Source organism: uncultured Hyphomicrobium sp., assembly GCF_902826555.1.
Lineage (GTDB): Bacteria > Pseudomonadota > Alphaproteobacteria > Rhizobiales > Hyphomicrobiaceae > Hyphomicrobium_C.
Genome location: NZ_CADEFI010000002.1, coordinates 17724 through 39521, shown reverse-complemented (window position 1 = coordinate 39521; position 21798 = coordinate 17724). Strand labels below are relative to the sequence as shown.

Here is a 21798-nt window from a genome sequence, read left to right as displayed (position 1 = left end):
AGGGCTCTGTTCGTCCCCTCACCGTCGAAGAATTCCGTCTCACAGCACGAGACACGCCGGTCACGGCGTGACGGCGGCAGGCGGCGCCTGATCGGGCGGGATGTAGAGCCCGAGCCAATCGCGATCGAGCGCAAACCAGACGAACGCAAACGCAATCGCGGCGACGAACGTATTGATGATGACGACACGCCATAGGCGCGGCGCAGCCGGCGCGCTGGCCGGCGTGCCCTCGACCACATCTCCAGCCTCACCTTGCGTCGTGACTCCAAAGGGGAGCACGGCAAACAGGGTCATGAACCAGATCATCAGGTAGAGTGCTATGCCCAGCGAAAGGCTCATTCTCTGATCTCCTTCGATGGGGTCAATTCCGATCAGATCCATCCTAACCGGGTCATGAGACCCGGATCAGACCTGCTCCAACTCCGTCAGCGTACCACAGAAGTCCTTCGGATGCAGGAACAGCACGGGCTTGCCGTGGGCGCCGATCTTCGGATTGCCGTCGCCCAGCACCCGCGCGCCCTGCTCCTTGAGCTGGTCGCGCGCGGCGATGATGTCATCGACCTCGTAGCAGAGATGGTGAATACCACCGTCCGGATTCTTCTCGAGGAACTTCGCGATCGGCGACCCCTCACCCAGAGGCTCGAGAAACTCGATCTTGGTGTTCGGCAGGTTGACGAAAACAACCGTCACGCCGTGCTCCGGCTGCGGCAAGGGATCGGTCACAACGGCACCGAGGGCATTCTTGTAAACGGCGGTCGCGGCGGAGAGGTTCTTTACCGCGATGGCCACATGATTCAGGCGTCCAATCATCTTCCGTTCCTACCCTACGCTCGTCGTCCCACCCTGCGCTTCGGCTCCGTCCCTGCCGCGGGACGGCCTGCTCAACGCGCTAGCCCTTCCCTTCGATCACGCTCACCAGCACCTTGACAATGGGCTTCTTGCCCCAGGCGTTGGCGACGGCGCCGCGGACCCCCCTGCGGACGGCCTCGCCGACCATCTCGACATCGCGGCGACGGTCGCGGGGAATGCTGCGGAGCGTGCCGTCCACCGCCGTGAGCACGATGTCCTCCATCGGGTCGCCATCCGCGTCCTCGATCGGCACTCCGTCGATGACAATTTGCGGCTCGGCGGCCACCTCGCCCCGGCGCGAGAGCGCCAGCGCCACAATGACGATGCCGACAGCCGCCAGCTTCCGCCGCTCGCGCACCGGGCCATCGCCCGAAGGCACGATGAGGCGGCCGTCGCGGAACAGCCGGCCGACCGGCGCATCATCGACGATGCGCAAGGCGCCGGGTGCGAGACGCACCACCTCGCCGTTGTAGGCCACCTGCACCTCGGAGACGCCCGCCTCGCGCGCCAGCTCCGCATGAGCCGTGAGATGGCGCGCCTCGCCATGCATCGGAACGGCGATGCGCGGCCTCAGCCAGGCATAGAGCTGGCGCAGCTCGTCGCGGCGCGGATGGCCCGTCACATGTACGAGCGCGTCGCCGTCCGTCAGCACCTCGACACCCATGCGCACGAGGCTGTTCTGGATCCAACCGACGGCCTTTTCGTTGCCGGGGATGGTACGCGACGAGAAGATGGCGAGGTCGCCTTTGTCGAGCGAGATGTCGGGATGCTCATTGTCGGCGATGCGCGCCATGGCAGCTCGCGGCTCGCCTTGGCTGCCGGTGCAGAGACACACGACCTTCGATCGCTTGACCTCGCTGAACTGCTGCTGGTCGACGTAGCGAAACCCTTGCGGGAGATAGCCGGTATCGATCGCGACCTCGATGACACGATGGAGGGCGCGACCGGCGATGACGAGCTCACGCCCAGCGGCTCGGGCGGCATCCGCCACGGCTTTAACGCGAGCGACGTTGGACGCGAACGTCGTGACGGCCACGCGATGCGGCGCGGCCTTGATGACGTCGGCAAGCGTCTTGGCGACGTCGCGCTCCGAGGGCGACCTCCCTTCGCGCATGGCGTTCGTCGAGTCGCCGACGACGGCCAGGACGCCCTCGTTGCCGAGCGCTTCGAGCCGCGCCGCGTCGGGCGTTCCGCCAATGGTCGGCGTGGGGTCGAGCTTCCAATCGCCGGTGTGTACGACCGTGCCGTGCGGCGTACGGATGGCAAGGGCGCTGCTTTCCGGGATCGAGTGGGACATCTCGAAAAGCTCGATATTGAAGGGTCCGACATTGAAGCGCCCGTTGAGCGGCACCTCGCGGATGGGAATCTGAAGGCGGTTGCCGTACTCGGCGAGCTTGGCTTTGAGCATGCCGGCGGTGAAGGGCGTCGCATAGACGGGGACGCCGAGGCGCGGCCACAATTCGATAACGGCCCCGATGTGGTCCTCGTGGGCGTGCGTAATGACAATGCCGGCGAGCGTACTTTTTTCTTCCTCGATGAAGCGCAAGTCGGGAAGGATCACATCGACGCCCGGGTCGTCCTCACCTTCCGGGAAGGTGATGCCGAGATCGACCATGAGCCACTTGCGGGCATCAGGCGGTCCCATCCCGTAGAGATAGGCGTTCATGCCGATCTCGCCCAGCCCGCCTAGGGCCAAGAAGACCAGCTCATCCTGCTCTTTGGGCCGGTTCCGTTGCGTGCGCTCATCAGGCATTCGCCGTATCCGACCCTTTTCTTTTCAACTGCGGTCTTCCTCAACGCGCGAGGGAGACATCTCCGAACGTGAACCGGCGGACACTGCCTTCGGCATCGAGCAATAGCGCCCCCTCGGCGTCGACACCGGAAAAGGTGCCGGAGATACGCTCAGAGCCGGTATTGATACTCATGGGTTCCCCTAAAGGATGGGAGCGCATTAGCCAAGCCTCCCGAACCGCGGCAAAGCCACCTCCTTCGTCCCACACGGAGAGCCAATGGCCCATGGCTTCGGCGATGCGGTCCAGGACGACGCGCGGCTGGGGGCAAGCGCCGTGGGCGCCCAGGTGCGTGGCAGGGCGGTCCAATCCCTCCGGTGAAGCCGCGATATTGAGGCCTACTCCGATCACGGCGGTGAGACGGGCGGAGGCCGTGCTGCTCTCGATCAGGATGCCGCCGGCCTTCTTGCCGCCGATGAGAATGTCGTTCGGCCATTTGAGGCGGAGGCCGGGCGGCGCGGGGTGCATCGCGGCGTTGAGGGCGTCAAAGACCGCGACGGCAGCCACGAGCGCCAGCTGGTAGGCTCTCGGCTGCGGGACCGCGAGAGTGAGGAGAAGGCTCGCATAAAGATTTCCGGCGTCGGCTGAGGACCAGCTGCGTCCGCTCCGCCCCCGTCCCGCAGTCTGGGCATCGGCCATGATCCAGAGCGGACCCAGCTCGCCCGCCTGTGCGCGGCGCATGGCTTCGGCGTTGGTCGAGTCGACGCTCGCGAGTTGTTCAATACGACTGTGGTTTTTCATCGTGGCTCGGAAAAATCGTGTCGGCGTAAGGAAATGGGAACCCTCATCAATAAGGAGGTGCGACCGAAAGCGCCTTTCGTACAGATAGAATGGTAAGCGGTTGTTAGGATCTAAGGCATAACAATTATGTCAATCGAACACGCAACTTAGCACTTTAGTCGGCCTTCAGCGGCCGTCCCTTCTGAAAAAGTTGGCCTCGATGGCAGCCAAGGAAACACGCGCAGCAAAGAGACGGCGCACCAATAACGCCGGGGTCCTCAAGATGGAGGACAAGGAAGTGCCCGTGCTGCTGCGCGATGCGTCTCAAACCGGCGCCCGCGTGCGGCTGGTGCAGCCCTGCGAGCTCCCGGATCGGGTTACTCTCGTCTCACAAATGGAAAAGATCAACGCGCAATGCGTGGTTGTCTGGCGCCGGGGAAACGACCTGGGCCTCAAATTCGAGTGACGCGATCGCGCGCTGCCGCGCACGTCTCGATCTAGAGCTGAAGCGACTTGGCGGCAGCCGCCGCGGCATCGATCAGCGGCGACGGATAGACCGCGTAGAGCACGACGAACAATCCAGCGGTAATCATCACGAATTTGACGTAAGGCGCCGTGGCGCTGAAGCGCGGCTTGGGCTCGTCGAAGAACATCACCTTGACGATGCGCAGGTAGTAGAAGGCGCCAACGACGCTCGACAGGACGCCAATGATGGCGAGACCGTAGAGCTCCGACTTCACGGCCGCGGCAAAGACATAGAACTTGGCGAAGAAGCCGGCCAGCGGCGGCACGCCCGCAAGCGAGAAGAACAGCATGGCAAGAATGAACGCCATGGGGAGATTGTTTTCCGCGAGGCCCGCCAGCTCGTAGATATCCTCGACAGGCCCCTCATCGCGGCGCATGGCCAGGATACAGGCGAACGATCCCAGCGTCGTAACGAGATAGATGGCGAGATAGATCAGCAGCCCTTCGATGCCGGCTTCGCTTCCGGCCGCGAGACCCACCAGCGCAAAGCCGACGTGCCCAATGGAGGAGTAGGCCATGAGGCGCTTGATGTTGGTCTGGCCGATGGCTGCAAAGGCGCCGAGCAACATGGAGGCGATAGAGAGGAAGATCACAATCTTCTGCCACTGGATGAAGAGCCCTCCGAACCCATCGAAGAGCACGCGCGCCAGCAGCGCCAGGGCGGCGAGCTTCGGAGCGGCGGCAAAGAAGGCGGTGATTGGGGTTGGGGCACCTTCGTAGACGTCGGGCGTCCACATGTGGAAGGGCACGGCTGAGATCTTGAAGGCCAGGCCGACCAGCAGGAACACCAGGCCCGCGATCAGACCGAGGTTGGTCGCGGCGCCAGGGGCGGAGGCCGCCGCCTCGAGACCTGCAAACGATGTGGTGCCGGCAAATCCGTACAGAAGCGAAGCGCCGTAGAGCAGCATGCCGGAGGACAGCGCACCGAGCACGAAGTACTTCATGCCGGCTTCGCTGGAGCGGACATCGTCGCGGCGCACGGCGGCCAGAACGTAAAGCGCGAGGCTCTGCAGCTCGAGGCCGAGGTAGAGGGCCAGGAGATCGCCGGCGGAAATCATCATCATCATGCCGACGGTGGCGAGTAGGATGAGGACCGGAACCTCGTAACGGTCGACCTTGGCCCGGCGCAGGTCATCGAACGACAGCAGGATTGCGAACGCGGATCCCGCAAGCACGAGAAGTTTCACGAAACGTGCAAACGGATCCGAGATGAAGGCATCGTTGAAGGCGCGCTCGGTGCCGGTCTGCGCGAGCAGCAGGGCGCCGGTGCCAACGAGGATAAAAATGGCGAGCCAGCCGGCGCGCTCGCCGCGGTTGGAGTCGCTGTTGCCAGATCGGCCGTTCGCGGAACCACCACCAAAGGCTTCGATCATGAGCAGGCCCATGGCGCCCACGGCGAGCACGATCTCGGGCAGGGCGGCACTGTAGCTCAAGCTCACGAGGTCGGTCATAAGCCGGAATCCTTATGGTACGGGCGTGACGGCGGCGGCCTGACCCGCCGCTTCGAGCGAGGTCACGAGCGCTTTCACCGACACGGCCGTCACGTCGAGAATGGGTGCGGGATAGAAGCCGAACAGAATGGTCAACACGACCAGCGGCGTCATGATCGCGATCTCACGCGGCGTCATGTCGGCCATGGCCTTCAAGGACGGCTTATCGAGAACGCCGAAAATGACGCGCCGGTAGAGATAAAGGGCGTAGGCCGCCGACAGGATGACGCCGCTTGTGGCGATGAATGCAACGTAGGTGTTGGCCTTGAAGGCCGAGAGCAGCGTCAGAAACTCGCCGACGAAGCCCGACGTGCCCGGCAGGCCGACGTTGCCCATGGTGAAGACCATGAAGACGACGGCGTAGATCGGCATGCGCTCGACGAGACCGCCGTAGGCCGAGATCTCGCGTGTGTGCAGGCGGTCATAAACGACGCCGACGCAAAGGAAGAGCGCCGAGGAGATGAGCCCGTGCGACAACATCTGGAAGATCGCACCGTCGATGCCCTGCTGGGTGAAGGTGAAGATGCCCATGGTCACGAAGCCCATGTGGGCAACCGACGAGTAGGCGATCAGCTTCTTCATGTCCTCCTGCACCAGCGCGATCAGCGAGGTGGCGACGATGGCAACCAGAGAGAGACCGAACACGAGCGGCGCAAGCTCGGCGCTCGCATCCGGGAACATCGGCAGCGAGAAGCGCAGGAAGCCGTAGCCGCCCATCTTCAGAAGGATGCCGGCCAGGATGACGGAGCCGGCGGTGGGCGCCTCGACGTGGGCATCCGGGAGCCAGGTGTGCACCGGCCACATCGGCATCTTGACGGCAAACGAGGCGAAGAACGCCAGCCATAGCCAGAACTGCATGTCGGGCGGGAATTTGGTCTGCAAGAGCGTCGGGATGTCGGTCGTGCCCGCGTGCCAGTACATCGCCATCATGGCGAGCAGCATCAGCACCGAGCCCAGGAAGGTGTACAGGAAGAACTTGAAGCTGGCGTAGACGCGGCGCGGCCCGCCCCAGACACCGATGATGAGGAACATCGGGATCAAGCCGCCCTCGAAGAACAGATAGAAGAGGACGAGATCGAGCGCGCAGAACACGCCGATCATAAGCGCCTCGAGCACGAGGAAGGCGATCATGTACTCCTTGACGCGGTCCTCGATGGCCTCCCAGGAGGCCAGGATACAGAGCGGCATCAGGAACGCGGTCAGGATGACGAACAGCATCGAAATGCCGTCGACGCCCATCTTGTACTTGATGGGGCCCAACCAACTGCGTTCCTCGACGAACTGAAAGCCGGCGGTCGTCGGATCGAAGTTGATCCAGATCAGCAGCGAGATCAGGAAGGTGATGATCGTCGTCCAAAGGGCCGTGTAGCGAATGTTCTGCACCGCCTCGCGCGACAGGAAGGCGATGAAGATCGCGCCCGCGATGGGCAGGAACGTCACCACGGACAGGATCGGCGCACCGGAAATGTTCATGGAGCGCCCCCGCCGGCCAGGATGAAGTAGGTCAGAATGGCTGCGACGCCGATCAGCATGGCGAAGGCGTAGTGGTAGACATAGCCGGTCTGCAGCTTGACGATGCGGCCCGTAGCCCACGCCACGCTCTTGGCGGTGCCATCGATGGTGCCATCGATCACGGCGCCGTCGACGCCCTTCCACAGGAAGCGGCCGATGGCAAAGGCGGGGCGAACGAAGAGCCGGTCATAAAGCTCATCGAAGTACCACTTGTTGAGCAGGAACAGGTAGATCGGCTTGAAAACGCGGGCCGTGGCCGCGGGCAGGCCGGGTGCCAGCACGTAGTAGATCACGGCGAGGCCAAGCCCGGACAGCATGGCAATGGTCGGCGCCCATGGCACCCATTCGGGAAGCTCATGCATGTGGTGGCGGATGTCCTTGCCCGGCGCCTCGAACAGGGCCGCGCGCCAGAACTCGGCATAGCCCTCGCCCAGGAAGTAGTGCTGGAAGACGATGCCGGCGAGCACGGCGCCCGTGGCCAGCACGATGAGCGGGATCAGCATCACCCACGGGCTTTCGTGCGCGTGGTCATAGGTGTGATGGTCGGCCCGCGTCGCCCCATGGAAGGTGAGGAACATCAGCCGCCAGGAATAGAACGACGTCATGAAGGCGGCGAACACCAACACCCAGAAGGCATAGTTCGACGGCGTATGGCCGGCATAAGCCGCTTCGATGATGGCATCCTTGGAGTGGAAGCCGGCGAAACCGCCGAGGTGCGGGATGCCGACGCCGGTCAGCGCCAACGTGCCGATCAGCATCATGACCCAGGTGATCGGCAGTTTCTTGGCCAGCCCGCCCATCTTCCGCATGTCCTGTTCGTGGTGCATGCCGTGAATGACCGAACCCGCGCCGAGGAACAACAGCGCCTTGAAGGCCGCGTGCGTGAAGAGGTGGAAGATGCCGGCCGCATAGGCGCCGACGCCGCACGCGACGAACATGTAGCCGAGCTGAGAGCAGGTGGAATAGGCGATGACGCGCTTGATGTCGTTCTGCACGAGGCCGACGGTGGCGGCGAAGAACGCGGTGATGGCGCCGATGAAGACCACCACCTCGAGCGCCTTGGGCGCGAGCTCGAAGATCGGCGACAGGCGCGCAACCATGAACACGCCGGCGGTCACCATGGTGGCGGCGTGGATGAGCGCGGAGACCGGCGTCGGGCCTTCCATGGCGTCCGGCAGCCAGGTGTGCAGCAGGAACTGCGCCGACTTGCCCATGGCGCCCATGAACAGCAGAAGCGCGAGCGTGGTGAGGATGTCGACATCGTAGCCGAGGAACGACATGGTCTTGCCGACCTGATCCGGCGCGGCGGCGAAGACCGCATCCAGATTGATGGAGTCCGTCACGGCAAAGAGGCCGAAGATGCCGAGCGCGAAACCGAAGTCGCCGACACGGTTGACGACAAAGGCCTTGATGGCGGCGGCGTTGGCTTCCGGGTTCTTGTACCAGAAGCCGATCAAGAGGTAGGACGCGAGGCCGACGCCCTCCCAGCCGAAGAACATCTGCAGGAGGTTGTCGCTCGTCACGAGCGCCAGCATGGCGAAGGTGAAGAGCGAGAGGTAGGCGAAAAAGCGCGGCCGGCTGTCGTCCTCGTGCATGTAGCCGATGGAGTAGAGGTGGACGAGGGCGGAGACCGTGTTCACCACCACGAGCATGACGGCCGTCAGCGTGTCGATGCGGAGCGTCCAGGCCGTGTCCAGCTCACCCGAGGTGATCCAGCGCAGCAGCGGCACCTTTGCGGTCTCGCCGCCGAAACCGACGCGAACGAAGACGATCCAGGACAGCACCGCCGCGGTGATCAGGAATGCGGTGGTGATGATCTCCGACGGGCGCGGGCCGAGGAGGCGACCGAACAGGCCCGCAATCAGCGCGCCGGCGAGCGGCAGGAGGACGATCAGTGCGTAGATCATTGAATTCCCCCTGGCAGCAGGCAGCCGGTAGCGGGCAGCGGTGCTGCCTCGCGCCGCGCCCGGCTGGCGAATCTGTTGCCTGCTGCCTGTTGCCTGCTGCGCATCGTCAGCCCTTCATCATGTTGATGTCCTCGACCGCGATAGAGCCGCGGTTGCGGAAGTAGACGACGATGATGGCGAGACCGATGGCGGCCTCGGCAGCGGCGACCGTGAGGACGAACAGCGCGAACACCTGGCCGACAAGATCGGCATGGAAGTGGGAAAAGGCGACGAAGTTGATGTTCACTGCGAGCAGCATCAACTCGACCGACATCAGAATGACGATCACGTTCTTGCGGTTCAAGAAGATGCCGAACATGCCGAGCGTGAACAGGCACGCAGCGACGGTCAGATAGTGTCCGAGCCCGATCTCCATATCTCTGTCCTTGCCCTCCCAGGTCCCGACCGCGCTATCGCTTCGCCGGCGCGTCAGGAATCGCGCTGGCACCGGACGCCACCTTGACCATCTTGACCGCCGTCGCCGGGCCGCGCGCGACTTGATCGGCGATCGACTGGCGCTTGACGCCTTCCTTGTGACGGAGCGTCAGCACGATGGCACCCACCATGGCGACCAGCAGCACGAGCCCCGCGCCTTGGAAGAAATAGACGTACTTGGTGTAGAGGATCTGCCCGAGTGCCTCCGTGTTCGTGGTGCCTTGCGGTATCGGCGCGGCAATGGTGGCGGGCGTCGCGGGAGCTGCCACCCGCGCCACCACAAGCAACACCAGCTCGGCCAGCACCACGCCGCCGACCAGCAGGCCGACGGGAGCATTCTTGATGAAGCCGGCGCGCAATTCGGCGAAGTCCACATCCAGCATCATGACGACGAACAGGAACAGCACGGCCACCGCGCCCACATAGACGATGATGAGCAGCATGGCCAAGAACTCGGCGCCGAGCAGGATGAAGAGGCCGGCGGCGTTGAAGAAGGTCAGGATCAGGAACAGCACCGCGTGCACCGGGTTCTTGGCGACGATCACCATCGCCCCGGAGGCAAGCGCCAGGGTCGCGAACAGATAGAAAAAGATCGCCGTCAGTGCCATTTCCCCTCCACTTCCCTCCCCCACACTTCATATGGGGAGAGGGTTAGGACGAGGGGCAGAAACCGGCGCTGCGGCCTGCTGCTGCCCCTCATCCGTATTCGTCCCATGCCTCCGGCATGAGCCCTCTCCCCGCGTGCGGGGAGAGGGTGATTTCTCACCGGTACGGCGCGTCGAGCGCGAGGTTCTTCGCGATCTCCCGTTCCCAGCGGTCCCCGTTGGCGAGCAAGCGCTCCTTGGAATAGTAGAGCTCCTCGCGCGTTTCCGTCGCAAACTCGAAGTTCGGTCCCTCGACGATGGCGTCGACCGGGCAAGCCTCCTGGCAAAGACCACAGTAGATGCATTTCACCATGTCGATGTCGTAGCGTGTGGTGCGGCGCGTGCCGTCGTTCCGGCGCGGGCCGGCTTCGATGGTGATGGCCTGCGCCGGGCAGATCGCCTCGCACAGCTTGCAGGCGATGCAGCGCTCTTCGCCGTTCGGATAGCGGCGCAGGGCGTGCTCACCGCGGAAGCGGGGCGAAAGGGGGCCCTTCTCGAAGGGATAGTTCAACGTCTTCTTCGGTGAGAAGAAATAGCGCATGGCGAGGAAGAACGCCGAGACGAACTCCGCCAGGAACAGGGATTTCACACCAAGGGCAACGCGCATGGCCCGAGCCCTCCTATACAGATCTCAGGTATTGCAGGACGCCCGCGACGGCAACGACCATCACCAGCGAGAGCGGCAGAAAGACTTTCCAACCGAGCCGCATGAGCTGGTCGTAGCGATAGCGCGGCACCATGGCCTTGGCCATGGCGAACATGAAAAACATGAACACAACCTTGGCCGCGAACCAGAAGATTCCGGGAACGGCGTTCAACGGCCAGATATCGAGCGGCGGCAACCAGCCGCCGAGGAAAAGGATGGTCGCGAGCGCGCACATGGTGGTGATGGCGACGTACTCGCCGAGCATGAACAGGAGATAGGGCGTCGATGAATACTCGACCATGAAGCCGGCGACGAGCTCGCTCTCCGCCTCGACGAGGTCGAAGGGGGGGCGGTTGGTCTCAGCCAGCGACGAGATGAAGAACACGACGAACATCGGCAGCAACGGCACCCAGTGCCAGTCGAGCGCCGACGCGGGCAGGCCGAGCCACGTGCCGACGCCATGCGTCTGCGCGGTGACGACCGTCGCCAGATTGAGTGAGCCCACCAGCAGCAGCACCGTGATGACGACGAAACCGAGAGAGACCTCGTAGGAGATCATCTGCGCGGCGGAGCGGAGCGAGCCCATGAAGGGGTACTTCGAGTTCGAGGCCCAGCCGCCCATGATGACGCCGTAGACGCCGAGCGAGGAGATGGCGAGCAGATAGAGCACGCCGACGTTCAGATCCGAGATGACCCAGGTGCCCCAGCCGTCCTTGTTCATCGGGATGACGGCCCAGGCCGCCAACGCGCAGGTGGCCGTGGCGAGCGGGGCGAGCAGGAACACGCCCTTGTCGGCACCTGCCGGAATTACCGCCTCCTTGAGAACGAATTTCAGGAGGTCGGCGAACGACTGCAGCAATCCGAACGGGCCGACGACATTGGGACCGCGACGCATCTGAACGGCGGCCCAGACCTTGCGGTCCATGAGCAGGAGAAAGGCGACACAGAGCAAGAGCCCCACGAGCACGAGCAGCGACAGCCCGACCGTGACGGCGAGCCAGAGGCCGTACTCCCAGAGCATCGTGATGGTCTCGCTCGACATCCGGCGCTCGCTCCTATTCGGCCGCGGCCAAGCCGGCCTGCTTGCCGGCGGCCTTCTTCAGCGCGCTCATCTCGGCCATGACGGCGGAGGCCCGCGCGATCGGGTTGGTGAGATAGAAGTCCTTCACGGCCGAGCGGAACGCATCGTCCTTGACCGCGCCTTTGCCGGACGCGAGCACAGAGATCACGTCGGCCGGGGCCGGCACCACGCGGTCCAGCGCAGCGAGCTGCGGGGCGTGGTGGTACATGCCGGCGCGCAGGACGTTGATCGAGTCATAGGGCAGCGTGTGCCCCACAAGCGGCGAGAGTGCGCGGATGATGGTCCAATCCTCGCGGGCGTCCCCGGGCGGAAACGCGGCGCGCGCCGTCATCTGGGCGCGACCTTCGGTGTTGACGTAGGTCGCGCTCTTCTCCGCGTAGGCCGCGGCCGGGAAGATCACATCGGCGCGGTGTGCGCCGGCATCTCCATGGCTGCCCTGGTAGACGACGAACGTCTTTCCGAGGCGGCTCATGTCGATGTCGTCGGCACCGAGGAGGAACAGGAGATCGAGCTCGCCCTTCTCGGCGGCGGCGACGAAGCTGTCGACATCCGTCGTCGCTGATTTTTCGGGGACGAAGCCAACGTCGAGCCCGGCGACGCGGGATGCTGCCGTGTGCAGCACGTTGAAGGCGTTCCAGGTTTCTCCCTGGGCGGAATTCTTGCCGGCGGCGGCCGCGATGGCAACGCGGGCAGCAGCAGCCAGCACGGCGCGGCCGTCAGCGCGCGCGATGGCGGCGGAGCCGACGATGACCAGAGGCGCCTTGGCGTCCTTGAGCTTGGCTGCGAAGGCATGCTTGCCGTCAGCGATCTCGGTCAGTGTCTTGCCGCCGGCGCCCAGATATTCATACGGGTACGTGAGGTCGACCTGCTCGCCGATGAGTCCAACGGTGAGCCCGCCCTGGCGCCAACGCTTGCGGATCCGCGTGTTGAGCACAACCGCTTCGAGGCGCGGGTTGGTGCCGACGAGAAGGATGGCGTCGGCGTGCTCGATGCCCGGGATAGTGGTGTTAAAGACGTAGCTGGCGCGGCCAAGCGCGGGATCGAGCTTGGCGCCGTCCTCGCGGCAATCGACGTTCGTCGAACCCAGGCGGTGGAAGAGATCCTTGAGGGCGAACATCTCCTCCGCACCCGCGAGCGGTCCGGCGATGGCGGCGATACGTTTCGGGTTTGCGGCTTTGAGCTTAGCGGCGACGGCGGCCAACGCAGCGTCCCACGTCGCCGGTTCAAGGCGGCCATTGGCGCGAATGTAGGGCTGGTCGAGCCGCTGCGTGCGGAGCCCGTCGGCGACATGGCGCGTCTTGTCGGAGATCCACTCCTCGTTCACGGCGTCGTTGTTGCGCGGAAGAATGCGCATCACCTCGCGGCCGCGGGCATCGATGCGGATCGCCGAGCCGACGGCGTCCATGACGTCGATGCTCTCGGTCTTGCGCAGCTCCCAGGGCCGGGCGTTGTGGGCCCAGGGGCGATGGGTCAGCGCGCCGACGGGGCAGAGGTCGTTCACGTTGGCGCTCATTTCGGAGAGAATGCCGTGCTCGAGATAGGTCGTGATCTCCATGTCCTCGCCGCGGCCGATGGCGCCGAGCTCCGACACGCCGGCGACCTCCGTCATGAAGCGCACGCAGCGCGTACAATGGATGCAGCGATTCATCGAGGTTTTGATCAGGGGGCCGAGATACTTGTCCTCGACGGCGCGCTTGTTCTCCGCGTAGCGCGATCCGCCTGAGCCGTAGCCCACGGCCTGATCCTGCAGGTCGCACTCGCCGCCCTGGTCGCAGATGGGGCAGTCGAGCGGGTGGTTGATGAGCAGGAATTCCATCACGCCTTCGCGCGCCTTCTTCACCACCGCGCTCTTGGTGGAGATGACCTTCGGCGAGTTGTCCTTGTTGGGCGGCAGGTCGTTGACGCCCATGGCGCAGGAGGCGATCGGCTTCGGGCTCCCCTGCACCTCGACGAGGCACATGCGGCAGTTGCCGGCGATCGACAGGCGCTCGTGGTAGCAGAAGCGCGGGATCTCGGCGCCGGCCTGCTCGCAGGCCTGCATCAGCGTGATGCCGTCCTCGACCGTGATCGCCTTGCCGTCGATGATAAGGTCCTTCGGCATGTTGCTGGTCTACTCCGCCGCTTGCCTGTGAGCCGCCTGATAGGCGTCGATGCGGGCCTCGATCTCGGGACGGAAATGGCGGATCAGCCCCTGCACCGGCCATGCCGCCGCGTCGCCCAGCGCGCAGATGGTGTGGCCCTCGATCTGCTTCGAGACGTCGAACAGCTTGTCGATCTCGCTCTTCTCGGCTTCGCCGCGCGACATGCGGTCGAGCACGCGCCACATCCAGCCGGTGCCCTCGCGGCAGGGCGTGCACTGGCCGCAGCTCTCGTGCTTATAGAAATAGGCGATGCGGGCGATGGCCTTGACGACGTCGGCCGACTTGTCGAGCACGATGATCGCCGCGGTTCCGAGCCCCGACTTGAGCTTGGTCAGGCTGTCGAAATCCATGGTGAGATCCTGGCAGAGATCGGCCGGGATGAGCGGCATCGACGAGCCGCCGGGAATGATGGCGAGCAGGTTGCTCCAGCCGCCGCGCACGCCGCCGCAGTGCTCGTCGATGAGCTGGCGCACGGGAATGCCCATCTCCTCCTCGACAACGCACGGCCGATTCACGTGGCCCGAGATCTGGAACAGCTTGGTGCCGGTGTTGTTCGGCAGGCCGAGCGCCGCGAACCAGTGTCCGCCACGGCGCAGGATGTCGCCCACGACGGCGATGCTCTCGACGTTGTTGATGGTCGTCGGCGCGCCATAGAGGCCGACGTTGGCGGGGAAGGGTGGCTTCAGCCGTGGCTGGCCCTTCTTGCCCTCGAGGCTCTCGAGCAGGGCGGTCTCCTCGCCGCAGATGTAGGCGCCGGCGCCGTGCGAGACGTAGAGATCGAAGTCCCAGCCGTGGATATTGTTCTTGCCGATCAGCTTCGCGGCATAGGCTTCGTCGATGGCGCGCTGCAGGCGTTCGCGCTCGCGAATGAACTCGCCGCGGATATAGATGTAGCTCGTATGCGCGCGCATCGCGAAACCGGCGAGCAGCGCGCCCTCGATCAAGAGATGAGGATCATTGCGCATGATCTCCCGGTCCTTGCACGAGCCGGGCTCGCTCTCGTCCGCATTAATGACGAGATAGGATGGCCGCGCGTCAGCCTTGGGCATGAAGCTCCATTTGAGACCGGTCGGAAAACCGGCGCCGCCACGCCCGCGCAGGCCCGAGGTTTTCACCTCGGAGATGATCCAGTCATGGCCCTTGTCGATGAAGAACTTGGTGCCGTCCCAGGAGCCGCGCGACATCGCACCCTTCAATCCCGAGTCGTGCAACCCGTAGATATTGCGAAAGATGCGGTCCTTGTCCTCAAGCAGCATGCAGGGTCACCCTTTGGGTTTCTCGGCCGCGGGCGCGGGGGTGGCATCGCTACCCTGCAGCTCGGGAAAACGAGCGCGCCAAGCGCCAAGCTTCGATCCGTCGTAGAGCGTGGGATCGGTCAGCGCCGTCGGTGCGCCTTCCGGCGATGAGGTCTTGCGGCCAATCTGCGAGCCGGTCTTGGGCGGCGTGCCACGGGCAAACGCGCCGAGAACTTTGTCGAGCGACTCGGGCGTCAGATCCTCGTAAGTGTCCTTCCAGATCTGGACGACAGGCGCGTTCGCGCAGCAGCCTAGGCATTCGACCTCCTCCCACGAGAAATTTCCGTCCTCGGACAGCTCATGGGGGTGCTCGGCAATGCGGCGCTTACAGACGTCGATCAGCTCTTCCGCCCCGCGCAACATGCATGGCGTCGTGCCACACACCTGGACGTGCGCCTTGGCGCCGACCGGCGAGAGCTGGAACATCGTATAGAATGTCGCCACCTCGTAAGCCCGGATGTAGGCAACGCCGAGCATATCGGCAACGTGCCGCAACGCCGGCTCCGGCAACCAGCCGCCGGCCTGCTCCTGCGCCCGCCAGAGCAAGGGAATGATGGCCGAAGCCTGCTTGCCCTCGGGAAACTTGGCGATGGTCTCTTTCGCCCAGGCCAGGTTCTCGGGCGTGAATGCAAAGTCGCGCGGCTGGTCTGAACTGAGGCGGCGGACGGCCATGCTGGCTCCCCAAAACGGATCACCCGCGGGGCTTCGAGGCAGCACGGAAAGATCTCGGTGCACCTACGCCCGGATCGTCCGCGACCTCTCCACGCACTCCCCCGCTGAAGTCTTTTGTTCAACTACGTCTATTGCAGCGCGAAAGCAAGCACGCACGGTGCCGCGTGACACTGCACATTCGTAGGGACGCGCGCGCTCGGGATGCGGGATCCTAAAGCCGATTCCAGTCGTCAGAGATGAGGCCGATTGCGAATCGAATCGTCCGTGCTCACGTCAACGGCAGACTGAGCCAACCCGTGATCAGAAGCACGGTCGCGATCGGCGCGAGAAAGAGCGAGATCTGCGAGCCGACGCGCAGAAACCCGGTCCAAAAAATCGCGAGGAAGATGCCGAACAGGACGATGACCCAACCGCCAGCCTCGGCGCCGCGCGTCGCGGCGAAAAACAACGCGACGACAATGGCGAACAAACCAAGCAGCACGGGGATCGCGGGGAAATCTATCTGCAGTGCGCCCATCGGCCATTCGTGGCGGTAGGCAAAGAAACGGTAGGTCGCAAGCGAGAGACCCCAGCCCAGTGCGGCGACGGCAAGCAAGAACAGATTGTCGATCATTCGGCCCTCCCCAAGGTCCCCAGCTGCCGCTTGCGGCTCGCGGCGCGGCATGTTTTCAGTGTGATTGTGTCACGATTTCCGTGTCTTCACCAGTCTTCGCTCAGATCCCGGTGAAGCTTGAACCCGGCGCCGGGCACGACATCCTGGGATGCGGCCCCGGCAAGGCTTGCCACCCCCTCCGCAAGACGCCATATTCGCCCCGGAGGCTGGCGGCGGACGAGACCATCGCCAACCGGGTCAGGTCCGGAAGGAAGCAGCCCTAACGACAGGTGCACGGGTCGTTCGTCAGCCTCTTTTTGCCGCTCACGCCCGCACAGCGGGCTCCGCGGGGGCGGCGCACTGGCGCCGGGTCGCCTTGCTCCCCGGCCCTCCGGGCCGATAGTGTCGAGCAAGTGGCGAGGCGGGATGGCTAAAAAGAAATCGGAAAGCGTCGGTACTGGAGCGGGCGGCTCGGAGAGCGTGGCGGCCAAGCCTTATGTCGTGCTCGCGCGCAAATACCGCCCGCAGACGTTCGACGACCTCATCGGCCAGGAAACGATGGTGCAGACGCTGCGCAACGCATTCGCGTCGGGGCGCATCGCACACGGGTTCATGCTGACTGGCGTGCGCGGCGTCGGCAAGACGACGACGGCCCGCATTCTCGCACGTGCGCTCAACTACGAGACGGACGCCGTCAACCAGCCGACCATCGACATGCCGGAGCTCGGGCGGCACTGCGCTGCCATCATGGAAAGCCGGCATCCGGACGTGATCGAGATGGACGCCGCCTCCAACACCGGCGTCGACAACATCCGCGAAATCATCGAAAGCGCCCGCTACCGGCCCCTCTCGGCGCGCACCAAGGTGTTCATCATCGACGAGGTGCACATGCTCTCCAAGGGCGCGTTCAACGCGCTCCTGAAGACGCTCGAGGAGCCTCCGGGGCATGTGAAGTTCATCTTCGCGACCACGGAAGTGCGCAAGGTGCCGGTGACGGTGCTGTCGCGCTGCCAGCGTTTCGACCTCCGGCGCGTGGACGTGCCGCGCCTCTCGCAGCACTTGAAATCCATCGCCACCAACGAGGGTGCTTCCGCCGACGACGACGCATTGGTACTGATTGCGCGTGCCGCCGAGGGCTCGGTGCGCGACGCGCTCTCCATCCTCGATCAGGCGATCTCGACCTCGTGGGGCGAGCGTGACGGCGGCACCGTGACGGCGGCCGCGGTGCGGGCGCTGCTCGGACTTGCGGACCGGGGGCGCATCTTCGACCTCCTGGATCTCCTGGTGGCGGGGCAGATCGCAGAGACGCTCGCGGCGCTGGACCGCCTGTTCCAAGACGGCGCGGACGCGGCACAGGTGCTCGCAGACCTTGCGGAAGCCGTGCACATCACGGCGCGCATCAAGGCGGTCGGACCCGAGGCGGCCGGCGATGGGCTGTCGCAGGACGAGAAGCGGCGCGCGGGCGCGCTCGGCGAGCGGCTCTCGATGGCGCTGCTGGCTCGTCTCTGGCAGATGCTGCTCAAGGGAATCGAGGAAGCCGGCAAGGCGTCGAACCCGCTCGCTGCTGCCGAAATGGTGCTGATCCGCATCGCGCATACGTCCGACCTGCCGCCGCCGGACGAGATCATCCGTATGCTCGGCGGAGCGTCCGAGGCACGCCGTCACGGCACACGGCCCGCCTCGTCAGCGCCGCAGAGCGCGGGCGCAACGGCGGAAGCGCGACCCGCCGAGGCGCCCGCATCGAGCCTCGAGTCGGAGGACCCGAGCGATTTCGACTTCGGGCCGGATGGATCAGACGATGACACCGGTGACGAGGATGGAGAGCGGCGGGCCGTCAGTCCCGCCGTGTCGCTGCGTCCCCTCAACACATTCGCGGACGTGGTGGCGCTGGCGGGCGACAAGCGCGACGCGAAACTCAGGATCGCGCTCGAGGAGCACGTAAGCCTGGTGCGCTTCGACGGCGCGGCAGGCGCCATCGACCTCTTCCTGTTGCCAGGCGCGAGCAGCGACGTCGGCAACGATCTCCGCGAGAAGCTCAACAAGTGGACCGGGCGGCGCTGGATCGTGGCGTTGTCCAAGGCGCGCGGAGAGCGGCCGATCGGGGACGTGCGCCGCGAGCGCGAAGCGCACGAGCTTGCGGCTCTCAAACGGCATCCGGCCGTGGCCGCCGTGCTGGCGGCATTTCCCGACGCCGAGGTGTCACCCGTGCCACCCAAGGCGCGCGAGCGCGACGACGACAGCAAGGCGGGATGAGCCAAGGTCGGCGGATTTAACGACCCTGTCGAGATCAGGAAGCGGTGCGGCCGCCCGGATACGGACGGCCGCTCCACTATTTATTGCTCATAGGACGCCGAAGCGGTTCTGGAGCGGCTTTCCATCGGGCCAGAACGGTGTGTCCTTGCCCTTGTCGAGCGTCTTGTCGCCGTCGATGTCACAATAGAGCGAAGCCCTTTGTCGCCGATCCATTCGGCTGTCCTGCGAAAGCAACGCGTGAAGACGTCTATCGCTCTTTCACAAGCGATAACGTCTGTTTCAAGCGAATTGAGTTTTCATCTTCGGAATATTGAAGTATTGGCGCTGGCGCCATGGGATTGTTCTTAGGGAATTGTCCGTACTTCCATGGCGGCACGCGTGCGGCAGCGCGCTGGTCCGCAGGCCGTGCAGGCGCCGGTCTGCTCGCTCGGGAACTGCTCCCGATTTTCGGCGAAGCGCGCGCGACCTCTCCCGAAGACTTTGCAGTAATGTTATAGCGTCTCCAGCTCGGGCCAACTTCCGTCCCGGGTCGACAAAGGTCCCAGGAGACACGCATGCGTTCTTTCGTACTGCCCGCCCTCGCGCTTTCGCTCGCGGCCACTCCCACCTTCCTGCTTGGGGCCGGGTCGGCCCTTGCCGCCTCGGAAGGCAAGTTCTCGAAGGCAACCGTCGACGGTATCACCAAGTCGCTTTCGGCGGACGGGTGCAAGCTCGGTGAGATCAACTCGGGCGATGGCTTCTACACGGTCTCGAACGCGGAATGCGCGGACGGCAAGTACAACGTCACCGTCGATACCAACTTCAAGATCACCGACAAAAAGAAGAAAGACTAGCGCGCGCCTTCTCCCACATCAGGACGCGACAAAGCTCTCTGAACTTGGCCGGGGTCAAACCCGGCTCTTTTTTTTGCCGCCGGGGCGCCGCTTGCACTCTAAAATGCGGAAGGAGCAGGCGCCATGGACGATCCTTTCGATCTCGAGCGTTTCGTCCGGGCACAGGTGCCTGTGTACGAGACCGTGCTCAATGAGCTCCGCGCCGGCCGCAAGACGACGCACTGGATCTGGTTCATCTTCCCGCAGGCGAAGGAGCTTGGCCGCAGCGAACGGGCCGTGCACTACGGCATCGGCTCGCTCGAAGAAGCCCGGGCGTACCTGGCTCATCCCATTCTGGGCCCGCGGCTCAAGGACTGCGTGGAGCTGGTCCTCTCTCATCACGACGTGCCGCTCGAGCATATTCTCGGCGGCGTCGACGCCATGAAGTTCCTGTCTTGCATCGAGATCTTCAGCGACGCCTGCGGGACCGACTGGCTGCGGCGATGAGGCGATGCGACGGCCGGGATAATGCTCTAGTCTAGCGGCTGACGAACGCCGATGACCGAGAGGAGGGCCGATGAAAGACCTGATGGGCATGATGAAGCAGGTCAAGGACATGCAGGAGCGCATGCAGCGCCTGCAGGAGGAGCTCGGCGCCATCGAGGTCGAAGGCTCCGCGGGCGGCGGACTGGTGGCGGTGACGCTGACCGGCAAGGGGGACATGAAGCGCGTTAGGATCGATCCCTCGCTGATGAAGCCGGAGGAGGCCGAGATCGTCGAGGACCTGATCGTCGCCGCAACCGGTGACGCCAAGTCCAAGGTCGAGGCGCGGCTGCAAGAGAAGATGGCCGAGGTCACGGGCGGGCTGCCGCTGCCACCGGGCATGAAGCTTTTTTGACGCCGTGACGCCTCGGCGCCGGCTCTCGCCAGAAAAAAATTCGCGTCCAAATCCCCCGAAGCCGTTTCCAACTGTTGAAATCCGGGGGGTTGTGCCCTATTTGCGGGCGCTTGCTCAAAGTGCTGCGCACGCGAGCTGACCTTTTGACCGTGATCGCGTCCGGTCCAACCCATCCGACGCGCCCATCATCGTTTAAGGGAGCTTTGCCTTGGACAGCGTTCTCATCATTGGTGCCGGTGCGGCGGGTTCGGTGACGGCGCAGAAGTGCGCGATGAACCGCGACGTCTTCAAGACCATCCATCTCGCCTCGCGGCGGCTCCAGAGCTGTCAGAACGTGGCCGCGCGCTGCGTGACGCCGATCGACATCTCGCAGGTCGATGCCGACAAAGTGGATGAGGTGGTGGCGCTGATCGAGAAGGTAAAGCCTGACCTCGTGATCAACATGGCGCTTCCCTACCAGGATCTGCCGATCATGGATGCGTGCCTCAAGACCGGCGTGCACTACATGGACACCGCCAACTACGAGCCGCGCGACGTCGCCAAGTTCGAGTATTCGTGGCAGTGGGCCTACCAGGACAAGTACGCCGGCCGCGGTATCATGGCGGTGCTCGGCTGCGGGTTCGATCCGGGCGTGTCCAACATCTTCTGCGCCTACGCGCAGGAGCACCTGTTCGACAGCATCGACACCATCGACATCATCGACTGCAACGACGGCAGCCACGGCAAGTCGTTCGCGACCAATTTCAATCCGGAGATCAACCTGCGCGAGGTGACGCAGCGCGGAAAATACTGGAGGGACGGCAAGTGGATCGACATCGATCCGCTGACGATCTCGTGCATGATCGACTATCCGGAAGTCGGCCCGCGCAAGAGCTACCTCATCTATCACGAGGAGGAGGAGAGCCTCGTCAAGAACATCCGCGGCCTGAAGCAGATCCGCTTCTGGATGACGTTCTCCGACAACTACATCAAGCACCTCGACGTGCTGCAGAGCGTGGGCATGACGCGCATCGACCCCGTCATGTACAAGGGCACGCCCGTGATCCCGATGGAGTTCCTGAAGGAGCTTCTGCCGCCGCCGTCATCGCTCGGCGAGGGCTACACGGGGCGCACCTCCATCGGCTGCATCATCGACGGCACGAAGGACGGCAAGCGCAAGACAGTGCTCATCTACAATGTCTGCGACCATGCCCAGTGCTACAAGGAGACCGGCGCGCAAGCCGTCTCCTACACCACGGGAGTGCCGCCGGTGGTGGGCGCGATCCAGATGTTCGAAGGGGCGTGGACCGGCAAGGGCGTGTTCAACGTGGAGCAGCTTCCGTCGAAGCCGTTTCTCGACGAGCTCGGCCAGCAGGGGCTGCCGTGGCACGTGAAGGACATCACGCCGGCCGACCAGGCCGAGCTGTTCGCCGTGAAGACCTGAGGGTTTTACCACGACGCAAATGGGCGGCTTCGGCCGCCCATTTTTTTGTTCCCTTTCCGCGTCATTCCCAGTGA

Annotated in this window: 22 protein-coding genes and 1 other RNA gene; 7 read left to right on the top strand and 16 right to left on the bottom strand. The window is 64.3% G+C overall.

Features of this window, described 5'->3' with window-relative positions:
- Positions 1–60: 60 nt before the first annotated feature.
- The 4 genes from QZV93_RS01595 to QZV93_RS01580 form a co-directional block, all read right to left on the bottom strand.
- Positions 61–339: a DUF1467 family protein gene (locus QZV93_RS01595; protein WP_295555420.1), complete on the bottom strand. Its 279-nt coding sequence runs from the start codon at positions 337–339 to the stop codon at positions 61–63.
- 66 nt (positions 340–405) lie between these two features.
- On the bottom strand, positions 406–810 hold the full coding sequence (mce, locus tag QZV93_RS01590; RefSeq protein ID WP_295555418.1) for a methylmalonyl-CoA epimerase: 405 nt from the start codon (positions 808–810) through the stop codon (positions 406–408).
- Positions 811–889: 79 nt separating this feature from the next.
- Complete coding sequence (locus QZV93_RS01585) at positions 890–2602, bottom strand: ribonuclease J (protein WP_295555416.1); 1713 nt, start codon at positions 2600–2602, stop codon at positions 890–892.
- A 40-nt stretch (positions 2603–2642) separates the two neighbouring features.
- Positions 2643–3380, bottom strand: a complete 738-nt coding sequence (locus QZV93_RS01580; RefSeq protein WP_295555414.1) for a biotin--[acetyl-CoA-carboxylase] ligase — start codon at positions 3378–3380, stop codon at positions 2643–2645.
- 199 nt (positions 3381–3579) lie between these two features.
- Between QZV93_RS01580 and QZV93_RS01575 the strand changes: the two genes are divergently transcribed.
- On the top strand, positions 3580–3825 hold the full coding sequence (locus QZV93_RS01575; protein WP_295555413.1) for a PilZ domain-containing protein: 246 nt from the start codon (positions 3580–3582) through the stop codon (positions 3823–3825).
- A gap of 31 nt (positions 3826–3856) precedes the next feature.
- Here QZV93_RS01575 and nuoN read toward each other — a convergent pair whose 3' ends face one another.
- The 11 genes from nuoN to QZV93_RS01520 all read right to left on the bottom strand — a co-directional run bounded on the left by nuoN (position 3857) and on the right by QZV93_RS01520 (position 16359).
- A complete protein-coding gene (gene nuoN / locus QZV93_RS01570; RefSeq protein WP_295555411.1) occupies positions 3857–5335 on the bottom strand; it encodes an NADH-quinone oxidoreductase subunit NuoN in 1479 nt (492 codons plus the stop codon).
- 12 nt (positions 5336–5347) lie between these two features.
- Positions 5348–6847, bottom strand: coding sequence for an NADH-quinone oxidoreductase subunit M (locus QZV93_RS01565; protein WP_295555409.1), 1500 nt, complete (start codon positions 6845–6847; stop codon positions 5348–5350).
- Positions 6844–8793, bottom strand: a complete 1950-nt coding sequence (gene nuoL / locus QZV93_RS01560; protein ID WP_295555407.1) for an NADH-quinone oxidoreductase subunit L — start codon at positions 8791–8793, stop codon at positions 6844–6846. The genes QZV93_RS01565 and nuoL overlap by 4 nt, the downstream gene beginning before the upstream one ends.
- A 106-nt stretch (positions 8794–8899) precedes the next feature.
- Entirely contained in the window at positions 8900–9208 is a 309-nt protein-coding gene (gene nuoK, locus QZV93_RS01555) for an NADH-quinone oxidoreductase subunit NuoK (RefSeq protein WP_295555405.1), read from the bottom strand.
- 34 nt (positions 9209–9242) lie between these two features.
- Positions 9243–9875, bottom strand: a complete 633-nt coding sequence (locus tag QZV93_RS01550) for an NADH-quinone oxidoreductase subunit J (RefSeq protein ID WP_295555403.1) — start codon at positions 9873–9875, stop codon at positions 9243–9245.
- Positions 9876–10029: 154 nt separating this feature from the next.
- Positions 10030–10518 (bottom strand): NADH-quinone oxidoreductase subunit NuoI, encoded by a 489-nt coding sequence (gene nuoI / locus QZV93_RS01545; protein WP_295555401.1) that lies wholly within the window; start codon positions 10516–10518, stop codon positions 10030–10032.
- 13 nt (positions 10519–10531) lie between these two features.
- Positions 10532–11578 (bottom strand): NADH-quinone oxidoreductase subunit NuoH, encoded by a 1047-nt coding sequence (gene nuoH / locus QZV93_RS01540; RefSeq protein ID WP_295555627.1) that lies wholly within the window; start codon positions 11576–11578, stop codon positions 10532–10534.
- Positions 11579–11612: 34 nt separating this feature from the next.
- On the bottom strand, positions 11613–13739 hold the full coding sequence (gene nuoG, locus QZV93_RS01535) for an NADH-quinone oxidoreductase subunit NuoG (protein WP_295555399.1): 2127 nt from the start codon (positions 13737–13739) through the stop codon (positions 11613–11615).
- 9 nt (positions 13740–13748) lie between these two features.
- The gene (nuoF, locus tag QZV93_RS01530) at positions 13749–15032 is read right to left on the bottom strand and encodes an NADH-quinone oxidoreductase subunit NuoF (protein WP_295555625.1); all 1284 of its coding nucleotides are present in this window, start codon (positions 15030–15032) and stop codon (positions 13749–13751) included.
- A gap of 9 nt (positions 15033–15041) precedes the next feature.
- A complete protein-coding gene (nuoE, locus tag QZV93_RS01525; protein ID WP_295555398.1) occupies positions 15042–15746 on the bottom strand; it encodes an NADH-quinone oxidoreductase subunit NuoE in 705 nt (234 codons plus the stop codon).
- A 268-nt stretch (positions 15747–16014) separates the two neighbouring features.
- Positions 16015–16359 carry a hypothetical protein gene (locus tag QZV93_RS01520; RefSeq protein ID WP_295555396.1) on the bottom strand — a complete coding sequence of 115 codons (345 nt, stop codon included), beginning with the start codon at positions 16357–16359 and terminating at the stop codon, positions 16015–16017.
- A 201-nt stretch (positions 16360–16560) separates the two neighbouring features.
- On the opposite strand from QZV93_RS01520, the gene ffs reads away from it, so the two are divergent.
- Together ffs and QZV93_RS01510 are read left to right on the top strand one after the other, a co-directional pair.
- Positions 16561–16656: signal recognition particle sRNA small type (ffs, locus tag QZV93_RS01515), an RNA gene on the top strand.
- Positions 16657–16764: 108 nt separating this feature from the next.
- On the top strand, positions 16765–18591 hold the full coding sequence (locus QZV93_RS01510; protein WP_295555395.1) for a DNA polymerase III subunit gamma/tau: 1827 nt from the start codon (positions 16765–16767) through the stop codon (positions 18589–18591).
- Positions 18592–18678: 87 nt separating this feature from the next.
- Here the strand turns inward: QZV93_RS01510 and QZV93_RS01505 are convergent, their stop codons facing one another.
- On the bottom strand, positions 18679–18804 hold the full coding sequence (locus QZV93_RS01505) for a hypothetical protein (protein ID WP_295555393.1): 126 nt from the start codon (positions 18802–18804) through the stop codon (positions 18679–18681).
- 341 nt (positions 18805–19145) lie between these two features.
- Between QZV93_RS01505 and QZV93_RS01500 the strand changes: the two genes are divergently transcribed.
- From QZV93_RS01500 to QZV93_RS01485, 4 genes are all read left to right on the top strand, one after another.
- A complete protein-coding gene (locus QZV93_RS01500) occupies positions 19146–19424 on the top strand; it encodes a hypothetical protein (RefSeq protein ID WP_295555391.1) in 279 nt (92 codons plus the stop codon).
- 123 nt (positions 19425–19547) lie between these two features.
- Positions 19548–19910 carry a DUF1810 domain-containing protein gene (locus tag QZV93_RS01495; protein ID WP_295555389.1) on the top strand — a complete coding sequence of 121 codons (363 nt, stop codon included), beginning with the start codon at positions 19548–19550 and terminating at the stop codon, positions 19908–19910.
- Between the two features lie 70 nt (positions 19911–19980).
- Positions 19981–20301 (top strand): YbaB/EbfC family nucleoid-associated protein, encoded by a 321-nt coding sequence (locus tag QZV93_RS01490; protein ID WP_295555387.1) that lies wholly within the window; start codon positions 19981–19983, stop codon positions 20299–20301.
- Between the two features lie 208 nt (positions 20302–20509).
- Positions 20510–21724 (top strand): saccharopine dehydrogenase family protein, encoded by a 1215-nt coding sequence (locus QZV93_RS01485; RefSeq protein ID WP_295555385.1) that lies wholly within the window; start codon positions 20510–20512, stop codon positions 21722–21724.
- The last annotated feature ends 74 nt before the right edge of the window (positions 21725–21798 follow it).

What these genes read in the sequence shown, in the direction of transcription:
- QZV93_RS01510 (WP_295555395.1), top strand. Translation starts at nt 16,765, where the DNA reads ATGGCTAAAAAGAAATCGGAAAGCGTCGGTACTGGAGCGGGCGGCTCG.
- QZV93_RS01490 (WP_295555387.1), top strand. Translation starts at nt 19,981, where the DNA reads ATGAAAGACCTGATGGGCATGATGAAGCAGGTCAAGGACATGCAGGAG.
- QZV93_RS01505 (WP_295555393.1), bottom strand. Translation starts at nt 18,804, where the DNA reads ATGGATCGGCGACAAAGGGCTTCGCTCTATTGTGACATCGACGGCGAC.
- nuoG (WP_295555399.1), bottom strand. Translation starts at nt 13,739, where the DNA reads ATGCCGAAGGACCTTATCATCGACGGCAAGGCGATCACGGTCGAGGAC.
- QZV93_RS01595 (WP_295555420.1), bottom strand. Translation starts at nt 339, where the DNA reads ATGAGCCTTTCGCTGGGCATAGCACTCTACCTGATGATCTGGTTCATG.
- QZV93_RS01575 (WP_295555413.1), top strand. Translation starts at nt 3,580, where the DNA reads ATGGCAGCCAAGGAAACACGCGCAGCAAAGAGACGGCGCACCAATAAC.
- nuoK (WP_295555405.1), bottom strand. Translation starts at nt 9,208, where the DNA reads ATGGAGATCGGGCTCGGACACTATCTGACCGTCGCTGCGTGCCTGTTC.
- QZV93_RS01580 (WP_295555414.1), bottom strand. Translation starts at nt 3,380, where the DNA reads ATGAAAAACCACAGTCGTATTGAACAACTCGCGAGCGTCGACTCGACC.
- QZV93_RS01585 (WP_295555416.1), bottom strand. Translation starts at nt 2,602, where the DNA reads ATGCCTGATGAGCGCACGCAACGGAACCGGCCCAAAGAGCAGGATGAG.
- QZV93_RS01565 (WP_295555409.1), bottom strand. Translation starts at nt 6,847, where the DNA reads ATGAACATTTCCGGTGCGCCGATCCTGTCCGTGGTGACGTTCCTGCCC.
- nuoH (WP_295555627.1), bottom strand. Translation starts at nt 11,578, where the DNA reads ATGCTCTGGGAGTACGGCCTCTGGCTCGCCGTCACGGTCGGGCTGTCG.
- mce (WP_295555418.1), bottom strand. Translation starts at nt 810, where the DNA reads ATGATTGGACGCCTGAATCATGTGGCCATCGCGGTAAAGAACCTCTCC.
- nuoE (WP_295555398.1), bottom strand. Translation starts at nt 15,746, where the DNA reads ATGGCCGTCCGCCGCCTCAGTTCAGACCAGCCGCGCGACTTTGCATTC.
- QZV93_RS01500 (WP_295555391.1), top strand. Translation starts at nt 19,146, where the DNA reads ATGCGTTCTTTCGTACTGCCCGCCCTCGCGCTTTCGCTCGCGGCCACT.
- QZV93_RS01495 (WP_295555389.1), top strand. Translation starts at nt 19,548, where the DNA reads ATGGACGATCCTTTCGATCTCGAGCGTTTCGTCCGGGCACAGGTGCCT.
- QZV93_RS01550 (WP_295555403.1), bottom strand. Translation starts at nt 9,875, where the DNA reads ATGGCACTGACGGCGATCTTTTTCTATCTGTTCGCGACCCTGGCGCTT.
- QZV93_RS01520 (WP_295555396.1), bottom strand. Translation starts at nt 16,359, where the DNA reads ATGATCGACAATCTGTTCTTGCTTGCCGTCGCCGCACTGGGCTGGGGT.
- nuoI (WP_295555401.1), bottom strand. Translation starts at nt 10,518, where the DNA reads ATGCGCGTTGCCCTTGGTGTGAAATCCCTGTTCCTGGCGGAGTTCGTC.
- nuoN (WP_295555411.1), bottom strand. Translation starts at nt 5,335, where the DNA reads ATGACCGACCTCGTGAGCTTGAGCTACAGTGCCGCCCTGCCCGAGATC.
- nuoL (WP_295555407.1), bottom strand. Translation starts at nt 8,793, where the DNA reads ATGATCTACGCACTGATCGTCCTCCTGCCGCTCGCCGGCGCGCTGATT.